The organism is Chryseobacterium aurantiacum (assembly GCF_003020585.1).
GTDB classification, from domain to species: Bacteria; Bacteroidota; Bacteroidia; order Flavobacteriales; family Weeksellaceae; genus Chryseobacterium; species Chryseobacterium aurantiacum.
Window position 1 is genome coordinate 257077 of sequence record NZ_PXUE01000005.1, and the last position, 16633, is coordinate 273709.

Annotated in this window: 14 protein-coding genes and 1 tRNA gene; 7 read left to right on the forward strand and 8 right to left on the reverse strand. The window is 35.6% G+C overall.

The genetic code is table 11. The features are described 5' to 3' along the window. Window positions 1-109 precede the first annotated feature (109 nt). The gene (gene fsa, locus C7D53_RS17320; protein ID WP_106917662.1) at window positions 110-763 is read left to right on the forward strand and encodes a fructose-6-phosphate aldolase; all 654 of its coding nucleotides are present in this window, start codon (window positions 110-112) and stop codon (window positions 761-763) included. An 87-nt stretch (window positions 764-850) separates the two neighbouring features. On the opposite strand, the gene C7D53_RS17325 is transcribed toward fsa, so the two are convergent. The 4 genes from C7D53_RS17325 to C7D53_RS17340 form a co-directional block, all read right to left on the reverse strand. Continuing rightward, window positions 851-1426, reverse strand: a complete 576-nt coding sequence (locus tag C7D53_RS17325) for a sugar O-acetyltransferase (protein ID WP_106917663.1) — start codon at window positions 1424-1426, stop codon at window positions 851-853. A gap of 99 nt (window positions 1427-1525) precedes the next feature. Beyond that, a complete protein-coding gene (locus tag C7D53_RS17330; protein ID WP_228422409.1) occupies window positions 1526-2416 on the reverse strand; it encodes a GLPGLI family protein in 891 nt (296 codons plus the stop codon). Between the two features lie 80 nt (window positions 2417-2496). After that, window positions 2497-4260 carry a M56 family metallopeptidase gene (locus C7D53_RS17335; RefSeq protein ID WP_106917664.1) on the reverse strand — a complete coding sequence of 588 codons (1764 nt, stop codon included), beginning with the start codon at window positions 4258-4260 and terminating at the stop codon, window positions 2497-2499. 5 nt (window positions 4261-4265) lie between these two features. Next, complete coding sequence (locus C7D53_RS17340) at window positions 4266-4631, reverse strand: BlaI/MecI/CopY family transcriptional regulator (RefSeq protein WP_106917688.1); 366 nt, start codon at window positions 4629-4631, stop codon at window positions 4266-4268. Between the two features lie 445 nt (window positions 4632-5076). On the opposite strand from C7D53_RS17340, the gene C7D53_RS17345 reads away from it, so the two are divergent. Together C7D53_RS17345 and C7D53_RS17350 are read left to right on the forward strand one after the other, a co-directional pair. Continuing rightward, window positions 5077-6285, forward strand: coding sequence for a PepSY-associated TM helix domain-containing protein (locus C7D53_RS17345; protein WP_106917665.1), 1209 nt, complete (start codon window positions 5077-5079; stop codon window positions 6283-6285). A gap of 10 nt (window positions 6286-6295) precedes the next feature. After that, a complete protein-coding gene (locus C7D53_RS17350) occupies window positions 6296-8419 on the forward strand; it encodes a TonB-dependent receptor domain-containing protein (RefSeq protein ID WP_106917666.1) in 2124 nt (707 codons plus the stop codon). A 187-nt stretch (window positions 8420-8606) separates the two neighbouring features. Here C7D53_RS17350 and C7D53_RS17355 read toward each other — a convergent pair whose 3' ends face one another. Continuing rightward, on the reverse strand, window positions 8607-9809 hold the full coding sequence (locus tag C7D53_RS17355; protein ID WP_106917667.1) for a YncE family protein: 1203 nt from the start codon (window positions 9807-9809) through the stop codon (window positions 8607-8609). 6 nt (window positions 9810-9815) lie between these two features. After that, window positions 9816-12176: a TonB-dependent receptor gene (locus C7D53_RS17360; protein ID WP_106917668.1), complete on the reverse strand. Its 2361-nt coding sequence runs from the start codon at window positions 12174-12176 to the stop codon at window positions 9816-9818. A 597-nt stretch (window positions 12177-12773) separates the two neighbouring features. On the opposite strand from C7D53_RS17360, the gene C7D53_RS17365 reads away from it, so the two are divergent. Continuing rightward, window positions 12774-13355 carry a hypothetical protein gene (locus C7D53_RS17365; protein WP_106917669.1) on the forward strand — a complete coding sequence of 194 codons (582 nt, stop codon included), beginning with the start codon at window positions 12774-12776 and terminating at the stop codon, window positions 13353-13355. A 443-nt stretch (window positions 13356-13798) separates the two neighbouring features. On the opposite strand, the gene C7D53_RS17370 is transcribed toward C7D53_RS17365, so the two are convergent. After that, window positions 13799-14245 carry a GNAT family N-acetyltransferase gene (locus C7D53_RS17370; protein WP_106917670.1) on the reverse strand — a complete coding sequence of 149 codons (447 nt, stop codon included), beginning with the start codon at window positions 14243-14245 and terminating at the stop codon, window positions 13799-13801. 194 nt (window positions 14246-14439) lie between these two features. Between C7D53_RS17370 and C7D53_RS17375 the strand changes: the two genes are divergently transcribed. Genes C7D53_RS17375 through C7D53_RS17385 form a run of 3 tightly spaced genes read left to right on the forward strand, consistent with a single transcriptional unit; the run spans window position 14440 to window position 16287 of the window. Then, on the forward strand, window positions 14440-15153 hold the full coding sequence (locus tag C7D53_RS17375) for a 2OG-Fe(II) oxygenase (protein ID WP_106917671.1): 714 nt from the start codon (window positions 14440-14442) through the stop codon (window positions 15151-15153). A gap of 37 nt (window positions 15154-15190) precedes the next feature. Further along, on the forward strand, window positions 15191-15466 hold the full coding sequence (locus tag C7D53_RS17380; protein WP_106917672.1) for an Ada metal-binding domain-containing protein: 276 nt from the start codon (window positions 15191-15193) through the stop codon (window positions 15464-15466). Window positions 15467-15483: 17 nt separating this feature from the next. Further along, window positions 15484-16287, forward strand: a complete 804-nt coding sequence (locus tag C7D53_RS17385) for a class I SAM-dependent methyltransferase (protein ID WP_106917673.1) — start codon at window positions 15484-15486, stop codon at window positions 16285-16287. A 231-nt stretch (window positions 16288-16518) separates the two neighbouring features. Here C7D53_RS17385 and C7D53_RS17390 read toward each other — a convergent pair. Then, window positions 16519-16591, reverse strand: a tRNA-Met gene (locus C7D53_RS17390). Window positions 16592-16633: the final 42 nt, after the last annotated feature.

Genomic DNA, 16633 nt, shown 5'->3' on the forward strand with positions numbered 1-16633 from the left:
TCATTCTAGAATATGCTTACCCTCCCAGCTGAATCTCTTACCTACAAAATTCATATTTAAGAACTCAATTAAATCGCTTATCTTTGCATAAATAAATCTATTTAACAAAATGAAATTTTTTATTGACACAGCTAATTTAGAGCAAATCAAGGAAGCTAAAGATCTTGGAATCTTAGATGGTGTAACGACCAACCCTTCATTAATGGCTAAGGAAGGTATTCAGGGAACTGAAGCAATCAAAAACCATTATAAGGCGATCTGCGAGCTTGTACCTGGACATATTTCTGCTGAAGTACTTTCTACAACGTATGAAGAAATGATCAAGGAAGGAGACGAATTGGCTGCAATCCACCCCAATATCGTTGTAAAGATCCCAATGATCAAAGATGGTATCAAGGCTTTAAAATATTTTTCTGATAAAGGAATCAGAACTAACTGTACCTTAATTTTTTCTGCAGGACAGGCTCTTTTGGCAGCTAAAGCAGGAGCAACTTATGTTTCTCCATTCCTAGGAAGATTAGATGATATTTCTACTGACGGATTAAACCTTATTCAGGAGATCAGATTAATTTTCGACAACTATATGTTTGAAACTGAAATTCTTGCTGCTTCTATTCGTCACTCTATGCACATCATTGACTGTGCTAAAATTGGAGCTGATGTTATTACTTCTCCACTGCCTCCAATCTTGAGCTTATTGAAGCACCCATTAACGGATAGCGGACTGGCTCAGTTTATTGCAGATTCTCAAAAATTATCATAAGACTTTACGTCATTTCTGATATAAAAATCCCGAAACTTCGTTTCGGGATTTTATTTTATCATTCATAAGATCAATTAAAAATTCTTTTTAAAAATCTCTGTTTTCCTCAGCAATATTTTTCACAACTCTACAAGGGTTACCTACTGCCACTACATTCTCCGGAATATCTTTGGTAACCACACTTCCCGCCCCTATCACTGTATTATTTCCAATAGAAACCCCTGGCAAAACAACTACATTTCCTCCTAGCCATACGTTATCTCCCACTGTAATGGGGTTCGCATACTCCAGGCCTTCATTTCTCTGCTTTACATCAAGGGGATGCCCTGCGGTGTAAAAACTACAGTTGGGACCTATAAAAACGTTGTCTCCAAAATGTACAGGAGCACAATCTAAAATGACAAGATTATGATTGGCATAGAAGTTCTCTCCTACTTTGATATTATACCCATAGTCGCACCAGAAAGTAGGTTCTATGCATAGATTTTCTTCTGTGCTGCCAAGAATCCTTTTCAACAGATTATTTCTACTTTCTGCATCAGAGTTTTTCAACCCGTTATACTCCAGACACAGATCCTTACAGGCCACACGCTCCTGAATTAATTGTTCGTCATAATTGGCATTATATAAAAGTCCTGCTGCACATTTTTCTTTTTCTGTCATAATGGAGAATTCTAAGTCCTGAAATTAATGTTACAAAATACAAAAAAAATACAGCAAGATTATTAACAATCTTGCTGTATTTTAATCTCATAGAAACTGCTATTTATATAGATCTGGTTCTATTTTATTGTTATTTCTTAACTGTTCTTCTTTGGCTCTTTCTGTAATCCCTTTATACATTTCATTCAAATCCATACTCTTACCATCCTGATTTTTCATCTGCATGATAGCTCCGGCAGGAAGAGTACCCATCGTTTGTTTCATATCCTTTGTAGGATCTATAAGATAGTCTTTCCAGGCTTTTTTAAACTGCTTTTTACTTATCTCAATTTCTTTACCTCCTAAACCTATTGTAGTAAGACCTGGGATTTGAAGATCTTCTGCTGAGGCAGCTTCCGATTTCTTGTTACCAATTAAGGTCATGATATGGGAACCTGTTTTATCTTCAATTTTAATAATAAGCCCTGGCAGTCCATAAAATTTATAGGGACCATCCTGAAATGGGATATCCGTAGAAAACCATGCCGTCCAGCTTCTGCCTCCAAAATTGGTAGTTGCTTTTTGAGTATTATAGTCTCCTATTTTTTGTTTTTCAGGAAGAATTTTCCATTCAGGTTTTTGATCTTCCGGCATTTTATAAGCTGTATTGCCAATGTTTTCAGAAAAAGAAACGCTATAGTCCGGGTATTTTTTAGTAACACTTGAAGATATCATTCCTGGTTTTATCTTTTTTTTGATACTAATACTGCCCCCCAATCCAGATTTTATCTGTTTGGCGATATCGGCTTTTGTTGTTGAATCTGACACAAACTTTTCGCGGCTATAGTATTTAGATCCATTTTTATCGATATCCAAAAGCATAATATCACTTTTCACTTCTGCTTTGTTGGTAGAGTCAGAGATATATCTATAATCATAAAAGAATCTGTTAACTTGTGCATTAGCCAATAGACCAAGAAAAAGTAAAATTAAAAAATTGTTTTTCATCATTTTGACTGTGTTTTTAATTAATATTTGAAAAGCTTTGTCAATATGATTTCAACATTATATTGACAAAGCTGATTGGAACTTTATTTTTTGGTCTGAATTCTTATTTCGCTCTCAGTACCTGTCGTTTTATTTTCCTTAGTGACACTCATACTTGAGATGTTTTCGGGTTTTATAATATGAAACTCTTCTTTGGAAACCTCTCTTCCGTCTACAAAGAACTTAGCTTCATCAAAGCCGTTCAAATTATATTTCTTGATTCCATTCATGGCAATGTTTCCATTTCCGTCTTTTTTAATGAAATCTGCCTGCAAAACCATTACATTAGGTGAGGTTCCTGCTTTTGTTAAATTAACTTCTCTAAAATTTTTTCCAACAACTAAAGTGGCTACTTTTTGTGCTTTTATTCTTACTTTCTCTCCCATTTTTCTAGCCTCTTCACCAGCTTTTCTTGCGGCTTCACCATTTATTCTGGCTTCTTCACCGGCTATTCTTGCAAGCTCTCCATCTTTTCGGGCCTGTTCAGCAGCTTCTCTCCCTATTCTTCCGGCTTCTATTCCAATCTTACTGGCTTCTTTTGCCGCTTTTGCTGCTTCTCTACCTGCTTTCGCTGCTTCTCTTTTAATTTTTCGAAGTTCTTTTTTATCAAGAGGATTCAGATTTTCAAGCTCTTTCATTTGATTCTTCCATTCAGCAGAATTGAAATACTCGTCAACTTCTATAGACGCGGCAATATTTCCTATCTCTGATGCCAGAGAACTTATCTCCTCAACTTTTTTGTCAAATGCTTCGCTGTCAGGGCTCAAATTACTCAGTTCATTTTCCTTTTCATTTAATTTTTTTTCGAGTTCAGCCAGCCTTTCATTACTTCCAGATGAATTTGGTGTAGGCTCCGTAATTTCCTTTTTTTCTATTTTCTCTTTTACAGTATCTTTTTTAATTTCTGAAACTACTTTTTTAATAGAAAGATTGGTTTCTTGAATTTCTCTGTTTTTAGCATTTACCAAATAAGCAAAAGCTACGGAAAATAGAACCGGCAACGCTAGGATTCTATGCGCATACCCGAATTTGGTTTTTGGTTTTTGTAACATTTTAAGTCTTTTTTTAAGGTTTGAACTTAGAAACGGACTGGCAACAGCCAACTGTGTTCCGGAAAAGTGGCTTGCTAAAAGCATCTGCGCAAATGCTTTGGTGTCCGAATTCTTTACGGCTTTTTTATCAGCCTGATATTCATGGATTAAATTAATTTCTCTTTTAATGATATGAAAGAACGGATTGAACCAGAAAACAGCTGTAGTGACTTCAATAATAATTTTATCAAATGAATGTTTCTGTTCAATATGTACCATTTCGTGCTTTAAAATTTGCTTTCCAATGTCAGAATCCAGTGTGATGGTATTCTTCCAGAAAAGGTTTTTAAAGTAAGAAAACGGAGCTTCGGTGAGGTTTGTACGGTAAAAATTGATCCCGTCAAAACTTTCTTTCTGAAACTGTGCTTTAAACTGCTGAATCTTAAAGATCCCGTAGAGCAGCTTCCCTAAAAAATAGAGAGAAACCAGTCCCAGAGCTGAAAAAATAATGCTAAAATAAAGGTTACCATGGTCTAATTTTTTTTCTGTTTTAAAATTCTGAATTTTATCAAGAAGCATATACATATCACTATTTACTTCTATCGTAAAATCTTCTACTTTGATAAGCGGCAGTAATAATGATATTAAAATGGCCGCCAGCAGATAAAATCTGTTATAATGATGGAATGTCTTGTCTTTTAAAGACAACTGATAGTACAAAAACATTACACCTGAGCATAAAATTACTTTTCCAAAGTATAAAAGTATTGCTTCCATAATTATTAGTTTTTCTTTTTAAGTTCGTCTAGCAGCATTTCAAGATCTTCTACTGTCATTTCATTTTTTTCCACCAAAAATGAAACAGCACTTTTATAAGAGCCTTTAAAATAATTTTTCACAAGACTTTTCATCGTTTTTCCGGAGTACTGCTCTTTGGTAACCAACGGAAAATATTCATGCTGTCTTCCATGTACATCATAGTCTACAAACTCCTTGTCCTTCAATACCTTTAAAATGGTAGAAACGGTATTGGTATGTGGTTTCGGTTCGGGGAAAAGGTCAAGAATATCCTTAAGAAATCCTTTTTCCAATTTCCATAGATACTGCATTACCTGTTCCTCTGCCTTTGTTAAAGTTTGATGTTTCATATCTTGTCCATTTATCATTATAGTGACATATAACCCATGAAATCCTATATCACTAAGAAATTAGTTATACAAATGTAGAAATAAATTTGAATCAAACAACTATTTTTTTAGTGATAAGAAGTAATTTAAACACAAATAATTGAAAATCAATTAAATAAATTTAAAAATTCATTAATAAGATAAATTATTAACTGGTTAATCAATAGAAAAAAACACAATTCCCAATAAAGGATTTTAAAACTTCTACAAAGAATGGGGCTATAAGGCTCAGGTCTAACATCCTTTTTTGTCTTACTTCTTGATCTCTATAAAACATCAATTCCTATAAATCCTAATAAAAATCAGGTTTTTCAGCTAAAATAAAGCGCTCACAGTGTTTAGAATTATTATAAATAAAGTTATATTTGCAGCTTATCTATTTTTAATAAGACTAAATAACAATAAAATGAGACAAATTGATAAAAAGAAGTCCAAGGGTACTTTCAAAAAATATATTCTGAAAGCTCATTTGTGGCTCGGGCTCCTTTCTGGTATCATTGTCTTAATTGTTTCTTTATCAGGTGCATTTTTTGTTTTCAATGAAGACATTACCGCTGCATTGCGCAAGGAACATACGTTTCATGGAGAGAAAGATATTCAACATAAGAAACCTATTCCTATACGCAAGTTGAAGGACCTGGTTAATGCCCAACTAAAAAATGAAACCGTAAAAACGGAGGAAGTTACGATTCCTATAGACCCTGCGCGCTCTTACCAATTCACGCTGCTTAAAAGCAACCGGGATGGGTGGAATCACTTCAATACGTTTATTATTTACAAAAATGTTTATGTAAACCCATATACAGGAAAGATAATCGCGATATACGATGTAAAAAACAATCCTTTCTTTATCTGCATGACCCTTCACCGTTCATTGCTATTGAGTAATAAAATCGGGGGTACCATTGTAGGAGTATCTACTATCATCTTTGTGATAATGCTGATTACCGGAATTATCCTGTGGTGGCCAAAGAATAAAAAGATGCGTGACCAGCGCCTATGGTTCCGTTGGGAGAAAGTAAAAGGCTGGCGACGCAAGAACTACGATGTACACAATATTCTTGGTTTTTACAGCTCTTTTCTTGCCATTATTGTAGCCATTACCGGCATCATGTATTCGTTTCGTATTACCCAGGTGTGGCTATATGCATTACTTAATGGGTTTTCTTCAGCGACTCCCGATTACAGTCAGTATAAGACAACTGCCCCTGAATCTGTAGAAACGGCAACAACTATAGACCGCATTATAGAAGAGGTAAAAATTCATTACCCGAAAGCATATTCGTTTGGAATTGATTTGGAAGATCATGCTGAAGCAGATCATCAACACGATAATTTAAGCATCTGGATCAAGGAAAAAGAATTCACATATGCAGAGTCTTCCATGATGATTTTTGATGAGCATTCAGGGAAGCTTTTGTTTAACCGTCTGCATAAAGATAAACCTATGGCTGAAAGAGCTACAGACGCTACCTATGATTTGCACGTAGGGGCTTTCTTCGGAATGCCCGGAAAAATACTGGCATTTATAATGAGTCTATTCTGTGCCTCGCTGCCGGTAACCGGATTTATGATCTGGTGGGGCCGAAGAAATAAAAAGAAAACAACAACCTAAATCCATTATCATGAAGAAACACTATATATGGTTACCTTTAATGGCAAGTCTGAATGCCTACGGGCAAATGGAAAGCCCGAACGACTCTTTGCAGACAGAAAAAATTTCAGAGATTAGCGGCATTGTAGTAAAAGGTAATAAAGCGGTTTTTCAGCAGAAAGCCGACAAAATGATTTTTAATGTAGAAAATAGTGTATTATCCGATGGTACTACTGTACTGGAATTACTGGGCAAAACGCCTGGTGTAGTGGTTTCGCAGGAAGGCGAACTATCCCTGCGTGGTAAAAAAGGAGTAAGTGTAATGATTAACGGTAAGCTGAGTTCCCTGTCTACTAAAGAACTGGCCAATCTATTGCGCTCTACCAACTCTACACTGGTGAAGAATATTGAAATTATTGCTAATCCATCTTCCAAATATGATGCTGCAGGAAATGCCGGAATTATTAATATTGTGCTTAAAAAGAGTTCTTCGGAGGGACTTAGCGGTAACTATTATCTGAATGGCGGAAGAGGCCGTAAAAACAGAGTTAATACCGGACTAAGCCTGAACTATACCCATAAGAAACTATCCCTGCACGGAGATTACAGCTATACTTTCCGTGGCGAGGAAGAAAGACGAAATTTTAGTCAGATCTTTTTTGATGAAAAGCAACCTCAACAAATGACGAGGAGAACAGATCAGAATTCAATAACCAATGAGCCCTTAACCTCTAACAATTTTAAGTTCGGGGCAGATTATGCTTTGAGTGATAAAACGACTATTGGTGCTTTATTTGATGCTAAAATAGGGCGATATGAAGATTTTTCAAGTGGTGAAAACAGAATATTCCAACCTGTAGACAATCTGTTTGCCCACGTGCTTTCAGACAACAAAAGCAAAGAGAACTGGTACGATTACACCTATAACCTGAAAGGTACCCACATCTTCAATGATAAGGATTATAAGGTAGATGTAGATCTGGAATATGAGACTTCGCGTTTCAGTTCCCATCAGAATCAGCTTTCAAATGCATTGGTAAATCAGGGAACGGAAAAATTTAACAACAGAAGGGGCAGCATTGCTTCCCGTCTGAAAGTTTTTAATGCTAAAGTAGATTTCACTCTTCCTTTTAGTGAGATGCACAGTCTTGAAACAGGTTTGAAGTCCACGATAAAGTCTAACAACAATCCATCGGAGTATTTTATACAGCAGGGTGAAGACTGGATAAATGATGATAAAGCAAGTAATGAATATGTATACAAAGAGCAAATTCATGCATTATATACCAATTATAAGCTGAATCTGACAAAATGGACATTCCAATTGGGATTGAGAGCAGAAATGACCCATACGGACATTAACCAGAAAACTTCTCAGGAGCAGCGAAAAAGGGATTACACCAACCTGTTCCCGAGTGCGTCAATTAAATATCAGGTGAGCGATCAGCATGGATTTTATGCTTCCTACAGTAAAAGAATCAACAGACCCAGCCACTTTGATCTGAACCCGTTCCGTTTTTATGATGACCCCTTTAACTATTGGCAAGGAAATCCGAATCTGAATCCTGAGTTTACCCACGCAACAGAATTGGGCTATACATGGGGGAAATATATTATAGCATCGGCTTATTTTAGTGTAACAAACGATGTAATGACGGAAGTATACAACTATCAGCCGGATACAGGAATTCTTGTAAAGACCCAGGATAACCTGAATAAATCTTATGTATATGGTGCCAACATAACGGCTACTACAAAGCTTTTCAACTTTTGGTCGCTTACTTCCATGCTTAATGTATTCAACAATGAATATAAAGGGAATTACCAGAATTACTCGGTAAACAGTTCACAGCTGGCATTTACACTGAATGCACAAAACAGTTTCAGTATTGCCAAAGGAGTGAAAGCAGAGGCTAATGCACAGTATTTTTCAAAATCTAATATTGGATTATTTATTCGTGATGCTTACTTTGACCTGACATTAGGGGTTTCTAAAACGCTATGGAAAGACAAAGCCACAGTAAAACTAGCAGTAACGGACTTATTAAAAACCAATAATTACCGTGTAACGGGAGATAACTTCAGCTCAACAATCCGACAAAAATACAATCTGGATAGCCGTGTTGTAACGCTATCATTCAATTATAAGCTTTAAATATTAAAGTATAGAAATAAGGCTATCACATAGCTTTGAATGGTCGGAAGGAACATCCGGCCATTTTTTGTGGGCGGCCTTGCAAAGATGATCAGGTATAAATTAAAAAGCTGTACTCAATAATTTTGAGTACAGCTTTTTAATCAAGTTAATATTCTATATTTTTTACTAAATTGATTTACTATAATTAGTCATAGAACTTATCGAAACGGGCAAAGCCAGAAATATTCTTTGGAAGCTTCATCCCTTTGGTTACCTTGTCCGTTTGCAGATCATAGATCCATACATAATTACCCTCTTTATTGGTATTTACAGCAATGTATAACTTTTTATCCTGAACAAACATGCCTTGTTCATACGGTTCATCACCCGGCAGTTCATCTAATACCCTAACCAATTGTTTGGTTTCGATGTCTATAATAGCATAGCGTCCATTATAGGTATTGCCTAGTGCGGGATCACGATACAGAACTACCATTTTATTGTTCCCAATATATTCGATTACTGTTTCCAAAGGCTTACCTCCTACCAGATCGGTAAGGTTGATCTGATATCCTGTATCCGGCGAAGTTGCACCTTTAAGCGCTCTGAAAAGATAAATTTTACTGGATCCCGCTCCTACACGTGGGAAGCAGGTATAATAAAAGGCTTCTTTATCTTTTGTAAAAGTAGTCTTGAAATAAGGTGAACCATTGGCTACTCCTGAGCTTCGAGTATCGGTTATGGAGTTTTTCACTTTGAAAGTTTGATAATCTATTACAGCAAAGTTGTAGTATTCCGGAGTGAGCCATTTTCCATCACGGAAGCTAAACTGCAAATAGATTTGTCCATCCATATAAGTCATGGCTCCCAGCGAGTAAAAATTATAAGCATTCGGGAAAGGCTGAAATCCTTCAATTTCTCCCTGACGGATAATACTAAGGTCTGAAGCATTGAAAATAGTATACCTTATGTGTTGTCCATCGCCTGTCTCTCCAACAATAACCAGGGTATTATCATCTATCCATACATAGCTGGAAATATCACTAATATAAGTAAATGGGACTTCCTTTACAGTAGTCAGCCGATCTCTTGTATATTTAAATTTTTTGAAAACTCCCTGATCAGTTTTATAGTTATAGATAAAACCATTTTTTACAATGTAGGAATAGGTCCCTTTAGAGTTAATTTCGTCTCCTTCTTTGGTAATATCCATTTCGCCTTTTGTAAGGTCGTTGGTAGCCGTCATATAATGTACGGTATTGGGCCAGCTCCCTAAAGCGGAAAGCAGAAAATACTTATAGTCTTTTTCACCGCTTTCTGAACTTCCGGAGTCTGGCTCGCGCTCACAACCAATGATGGTTAAACATGCAAGTATTAAAAATATACTGTTTCTGAAATATTGTGTCATAATCTTTTACTTAAATAGATATCTGAATTTTACATAGAAAGCACGTCCTTGCTTCTGAAGTTTGAAATTGTCATATGCCAATGCATCAGTAAGGTTATTGACATCGAACGCCACATTATACCTTCCGTTCTTCATAGAATAACTTATACCAATATTGTGCAGGGTCTGTCTTGGAATGAATGGAATATTTCCTGGATTTCCATAGGATTTCCAGTTTTTGTAGAACCATTCAGTCATCTGCAGGCCGTAGTAAAGTTCTACGCGGCTCTCTTTCTGAAACCAGTCATCTTTACCAATGCTAACATTCAAATTCCCGAATAACCAAGGCTGGTTAGGAACATCTTTTTTGTAAGTTGCTGAAACTACATCCTCACTGTTATTGGCAAATTTTGTATTGTCGTAGGCTTTGTTGTAGCTCACATTTATCAAAACATTCAGGAGCCTTTTGTATTGATAACTCAATTCTCCCTCCAAACCGCGGGTTAAGATATTGGAAAGGTTTTCATATTTGAAAGTACTGTTGTACAAATTAGGAACAGTATAGATAAAATCTTTCGTATCACGGATATACCCTGCCGCTTCTACGCGGAAAGCATGTTGCCCCCAGTGATGGTTATAGTACAAACCTACGTTTACATTATTGCTGGTTTCAGGCTTCAGGTTCATATTACTGGTTACAGCAACCCCATCTCCGAAGATTTCCTGTGGCTCCACCAAGCGATAAGAACGTTCAAATGATCCTTTTACACCCAGTCCTCTTGTAATTTTTACAGTGGTAGCAAAACCGTACCCCCAGTTATTAAAATCTTCTTTTTCCGGACTATCGGTTCTGGTCACCGGATCGAAAACCATTTTTTGAAGGCCTACATGGTAGTATTTCGCAAAGAAAACATTAGTCCAGTGCTTATTGAAAAAGTCCTGTTGATAAGCCATAGACAAGATCTGCTTGGTCATCTTCGCAGGAAATACATCATCTTTCTCCTCTTCAAGTTTATTGAATGTAGTATTCTTAAGATAATCAATCACATAGTTGAAGATAAGTTTATGATTTTCAACAATTCTATAAGTCGCTCCAACCTGTGAGTAAAGGCGATCTTCGTGTTGCATTATTATACTTCTACCCCCTTTTTCACTAGTAGCGGAAGGCTCGAAAGTACCATCCCAGCTATATTTACGCATAAGAGTATCCGTTGCTTTCTGAACACTTTTAGAGAAACCGGCATACACATTTACATCCAGGTGACCATTGAAGAGATTTGCTTTTTTATACTTCATAAAGTAATTATTAGCTTCTCCAGTTTGCTTTACCCCACCATACACAACTTCCTGATTAGAACCCGTTTGTATCTGTTTGTCAAAAAACGATTGTGACATTCCTACAAAAAAAGAATCTGCCCAGCCTTTGTTTTCTAATCCAATTTCAGCCATGCCGAAAACAGATTGATATCTGTCATTAAAACGCTTTACATTTCTTGGCTCATATTGGTTTCGGGCAGGGTTCCAGATTTTCATATCTTTCATCAGATAGTCGTTATCCGAATGGTTATAAAAACTGTTAACGCGCATGATCAGCCCTGTTTTATCATCTTTAAACTGTCCATTCAGATTAATACGCTGTGTATTGAAAGATCCCACACTTATACCGGCATCCAAATAGCTCTTGCTGCTTCCGGGAGTAATAATATTCACAGCTCCCCCCATCGCATCAGTACTTAGATGAATAGGAACAACACCTTTATAAATCTCTACCCTATCCGCCATATTCACAGGTAATGTACTCAGGTCTACTCCTTTCCCAAGCATTTCCAAAGGAACACCATCGATAAAGAATTTCACGGCTTTACCAGACATACCGTTGATAGAGAAGTTATAATCGGAACCTACACCCCCTTGTTGGCGGACTTTAATTCCCGTGGTTCTGTTCAGAACCTGATTAAGATCGGCCGTTGTATTCGCCAATTTAGCTACATCTATAGCATTAACAGTAAAAGCACCGTCTTGCAGTGCTTTCACTTTTCCTTTGCCGTGTACTATAACCTCTTCTACAGCCGCCTGATCTTCCACTAGCTGAATACTTAATGGAGTTACTTCACTACCGAAGTTTACTTTCTTTCTGAATTTTTTGTAGCCACCCAAACTGAAGACCAATGTGGCCTCACCGTTCTTGTAACTCATCCTGAAATTTCCGTTTTGATCGGTTTGTGCTTTAATTTTTGTGTTTTCAACAAAAATATTTACTCCACTTAGTCCTCTATTTGTGTGATCTTGAACAACTCCCTGAACCGAAAAATCACCATTTTGTGCTTGGGTGAGGGAAATTGAAAGTGTAAAAATGAGAAAAATAAAAATACGTTGATAAAATTTCATTATTTATAATTATTATAAATAGCAAAATTAAAGGTTCCTTATCAATCTCCAAAGGAAAAGGTCTTTTTATTTTTAACTGTTCTAAATAGAATTAATAAGTAAAATTAACGCAAGCCCATAAATAACTCACTTTCAGTTATAAAATTCAAAACAAAAGTGCATTATACTCTGTTCGTATGAAAAAAATCATCTGCAGAACAAAGCATAATTCAATAGAATTCCCCTGTTTTAATAGAATACAGGAAAATGCTGAGGGGAAATTAATTCCATAGCCATCTTTTAACTCCAATTATAGTAGTATAAATCCGCATTTTTAAAATATTGTAGATTTGATTGCCTTCTACTATTATAAATAGGATACCCCAAATGATCTTCATTTTTAATTTTTAAACTCCTTATAAAAATATTTTTATCATGAATTTTATTTATTATTAAGAAATTTTATAAAAAAATCACTTCAAAAACAAGTGTAAAAACATCATTTATACAACGATGAACAATTTACATTATAGATTTGTTAAATTTTATTAAAGAAAATTAAAATGAATGTGTTTTAACCGGGAAATTATATTTATTTTAGTGCTTTAAAAATTTCTCATGAAAAGATATAATTTATTGATTGTACTACTACTGCTTATTTTTAACGTTACGACAGCACAAAAGAAAAAATCACCAGCTGCAGACCTTAGTATATTAAAGGATACAAAATCAAAAATCGAAGCTACAGTTCCATTAGTAATTCAACATCTTCAGGCCATTGCTACAAAAGAAAGTGACAATAACATCGTTACCAACGGAAAAATTGCCCTAGGAAAAGAATATGGCATCTTGGAATCTGAATGGTTTCTTTACAGAAACAACATGAAGAACTGTATCCTGAACAACTCTTCGAAGAAAGCTAAAAAATGTATGGAATATCATACTCAATACCTAAGAAATACATTCATTAATTATGGCAACTATATTTCTAATCTTACAAGAAAGAATGGGTATTTAGGGGTAGAAGGAGATACAAAATTTGAATTTAAGCCCGCTGATATCACTACAAAATTGAATGAAGCTTACTTCAATGCCAATGATGCTGCAGGAAGAATGAAGATAGACCAGAAAAGAGAGTTTTTAGAGCAAACCATGTCTGAGGAAAATAAACTTGCTCCTTATGCTCAAATAGCTCAATAATATTGAAGTCATTATACTTTTAAAAATATAAAAAAGAGAACTGCAAATGCAGTTCTCTTTTTATTTAGAGCAAAAGAACCTCCGCCCAAAAGCAGTTTTGTGGTACTAATCATAAAACCTGGGGAAAAAGTAGAAAATAGGGCGGAGATAATTTTGCATAAGCTTTACAGGATCAACTGTCCTACCCATGACCTGTAAAGCTGTACAAAAATAGGGCTATGCCGCCTGCCTTTAAAGAGAATCATTGTAGAATTAAATAAAAGCAATTGTAGAAGTAATACTACTAATATCCCTCTTGTGATTCGTAAAGACAGAGGCCGGAAATAAGAATAATTTATTGTTGAAGAAATAATAACTCTTAAGGAAATACCGGTTTTGTACAAAAATGGCTTCTACAAACTTACCGGTACTCATTGCATTCTCTTTCCTCGCCCCTGTTTTATTTATTTCCACCAATGGTAATAATTGTGCAATCCGTCATACTCAAATCCACAACGAGGATATAATGCATTTCCAATATCATTGGTTTTTTCTGTTTCCAACATCAGCCCGCAAGCACCTGTTTCTTCACACCACATCTTGCTACGATCAATTAAGGCTACAGAAAGTCCCTTTCCTCTATAGTCAGGATGTACAAATAAGTCACTCAACAACCATTGCTTTTGCAGCTTCGTATAATGGAACAATTTGTAAAGTTGTACAAACCCTACCGCTTTATCTTCAACCCAGACAAGAAAAATATCAGACTCACTGTTTAAAAATCTTTCTTTAAGAAAGGCCTTTCCTCTTTCAATATCTGATTCCTGTCTATAAAAAATTCGATAAAGATTGAACAATTCTGCGGTTGCATTAAGATCCTCAAGACTTGCTTTTTTAATTGTGTAATTCATCGTTATATTTATTTGTTTAACAGTGCAAAAGTATCTTTAAACAGGACTATCATTATCATCCAGATTAAAGTTATATGTATAGTCCAGAAGATCGCACTCTGTATTCAATCTATCCCACAAATAGAAAAAACCGCACGTTTTGGATTTTATACCACTTTATAAGTTGGGAACTTTGTGATCTAACAATAAAATCAATGACAGATATAATCCATAAAATTGAAAATACAGACTGGCAGTACATTACAGAAACAATGCATCAAAACGGGTATGCCATAATACCTCAATTGCTATCAGAAAACCAATGCCATGAATTAATTTCCAGTTACAGTAAAGCAAATCTTTTTCGAAAAACGGTTGTGATGGCTCGGCATCGTTTTGGCTTGGGTGAATATAAATATTTCAATTACCCTTTACCAGAACTGATTCAGACCATACGAACCCATATCTATCCACATCTGGCACCCATTGCTAACTCATGGTTTAATGCCCTGAATATTGATACTCAATTTCCGTTGGAACACAAGAAATTTCTTCAGGAATGTCATTCTCATGGCCAGCAAAAGGCCACTGTTTTAATCCTAAAATATGAAGATGGCGGTTTTAATACATTGCATCAGGATTTATATGGAGATCATTATTTTCCTATTCAAATCGTATTAATGCTCAGCGAACCGGATGAAGAATTTACAGGAGGAGAGTTTGTCCTTACCCAGCAGATTCCCAGAGCCCAGTCTAAAGCTATAGTTTTGAAACCTAAAAAAGGAGACGTACTCATTTTTACAACTAATTTTAAACCTGAAAAAGGAACCAAAGGATATTACAGAGTGAATATGAAGCATGGGGTAAGTGAAGTAAAAACAGGAAAACGCTATGCATTAGGAATTATTTTTCATGATGCAATCAATTAAGCTAGATAATTTAAAGTAACCAATTTACCCACAAAAAATGATACAACATTCTCAAGTATCAGATACTGAGTTAAGAAGTAAAATCCGAAAGCAGGAAATTGGCTTCGGAGGAAATCAAAAGTTAAAAATTTACGGCTTACTCTGCTGCACTTCCGGAAAAAGAATGAAAAGGGAAAACAGGGTTTTATTCATGAACGAAAAAGAAGCTCTGCAAAGTGGCTATCGTCCCTGTGGACATTGCATGAGAGAAAAATATAAAAGCTGGAAAGACTATAAAAAACATTTGACTATCAGAATTTACGTATATTGTTGACTTTTAAAACTAATACAATGAATTCAGAGAATAATTACCTGGAAATCAATCGGAATTCCTGGAATAACAGAACAGAAAGCCACTTAAAATCAGAATTTTATGATCTTAAGGGATTCTTAAACGGAAATAGCTCATTAAACGACATTGAATTGAACCTTTTAGGAGACCTCAAAGGGAAATCTGTTTTACATTTACAATGCCATTTCGGCCAAGATACTATTTCATTGAGTAGACTAGGAGCAGATGCCACCGGTGTTGATTTATCAGATAAAGCCATTGAAAGTGCCAGACAACTCGCCCTTGATACCCAATCCAATACCAACTTCGTTTGTTGTGATATTTACGATCTTCCCAATCATTTAGATCAACAATTTGATATTGTTTATACCAGTTACGGAACAATTGGATGGCTACCGGATCTGGATAAGTGGGCAAAAGTTATTTCACAATTTTTGAAGCCGGGGGGACAGTTTATATTTGTAGAGTTCCACCCTGTTGTATGGATGTTTGATGACAACTTTGAAACAATAGGTTACAGATACTTCAACTCGGGTGCCATTGTTGAAACAGAAAGCGGGACCTATGCAGACAGAAATGCAGAAATAACTCAATCCTATGTCATGTGGAATCATGGTTTAAGCGAGGTTATCAATAGCCTGATTAAAAATGGCCTTGAAATCAACAATCTGGATGAATTTGACTACTCTCCTTACAACTGTTTCAATAAAACCATTGAATTCGAGCCTAAAAAATATAGAATAGAACATTTGGATAATAAAATTCCTATGGTTTATTCAGTAACAGCGACAAAGAAAAAATAGGTTTTATTGATTTTTTTAATAAAAACTAATCCTCTCGTAGATTTTTAAAATCTCACAGTTGAAAAATCGCTGTGTTATCTGCAAAATCTACGGGAGCTTTTTTTATGATTTTATGAGAAAGCATAGCCTTGCAAAGAAGAAAAAGATCTGGATTTTCAGAGTGAGTAGTTTACTATGTTAATGACAAGACAAAAAAAAGAGAAGCAATATTGAATTGCTTCTCTCATTTAGTAGCGGGAACCGGACTCGAACCGATGACCTTCGGGTTATGAGCCCGACGAGCTACCTACTGCTCCATCCCGCGGTGTATTTTTAGAATGTCTACCGAAGACACTTAACTTAGTAG

Excerpts from the sequence above, each read along its gene's own strand:
- fsa (WP_106917662.1), top strand. The coding sequence starts at position 110 with ATGAAATTTTTTATTGACACAGCTAATTTAGAGCAAATCAAGGAAGCT.
- C7D53_RS17325 (WP_106917663.1), bottom strand. The coding sequence starts at position 1,426 with ATGACAGAAAAAGAAAAATGTGCAGCAGGACTTTTATATAATGCCAAT.
- C7D53_RS17330 (WP_228422409.1), bottom strand. The coding sequence starts at position 2,416 with ATGATGAAAAACAATTTTTTAATTTTACTTTTTCTTGGTCTATTGGCT.
- C7D53_RS17335 (WP_106917664.1), bottom strand. The coding sequence starts at position 4,260 with ATGGAAGCAATACTTTTATACTTTGGAAAAGTAATTTTATGCTCAGGT.
- C7D53_RS17340 (WP_106917688.1), bottom strand. The coding sequence starts at position 4,631 with ATGAAACATCAAACTTTAACAAAGGCAGAGGAACAGGTAATGCAGTAT.
- C7D53_RS17345 (WP_106917665.1), top strand. The coding sequence starts at position 5,077 with ATGAGACAAATTGATAAAAAGAAGTCCAAGGGTACTTTCAAAAAATAT.
- C7D53_RS17350 (WP_106917666.1), top strand. The coding sequence starts at position 6,296 with ATGAAGAAACACTATATATGGTTACCTTTAATGGCAAGTCTGAATGCC.
- C7D53_RS17355 (WP_106917667.1), bottom strand. The coding sequence starts at position 9,809 with ATGACACAATATTTCAGAAACAGTATATTTTTAATACTTGCATGTTTA.
- C7D53_RS17360 (WP_106917668.1), bottom strand. The coding sequence starts at position 12,176 with ATGAAATTTTATCAACGTATTTTTATTTTTCTCATTTTTACACTTTCA.
- C7D53_RS17365 (WP_106917669.1), top strand. The coding sequence starts at position 12,774 with ATGAAAAGATATAATTTATTGATTGTACTACTACTGCTTATTTTTAAC.
- C7D53_RS17370 (WP_106917670.1), bottom strand. The coding sequence starts at position 14,245 with ATGAATTACACAATTAAAAAAGCAAGTCTTGAGGATCTTAATGCAACC.
- C7D53_RS17375 (WP_106917671.1), top strand. The coding sequence starts at position 14,440 with ATGACAGATATAATCCATAAAATTGAAAATACAGACTGGCAGTACATT.
- C7D53_RS17380 (WP_106917672.1), top strand. The coding sequence starts at position 15,191 with ATGATACAACATTCTCAAGTATCAGATACTGAGTTAAGAAGTAAAATC.
- C7D53_RS17385 (WP_106917673.1), top strand. The coding sequence starts at position 15,484 with ATGAATTCAGAGAATAATTACCTGGAAATCAATCGGAATTCCTGGAAT.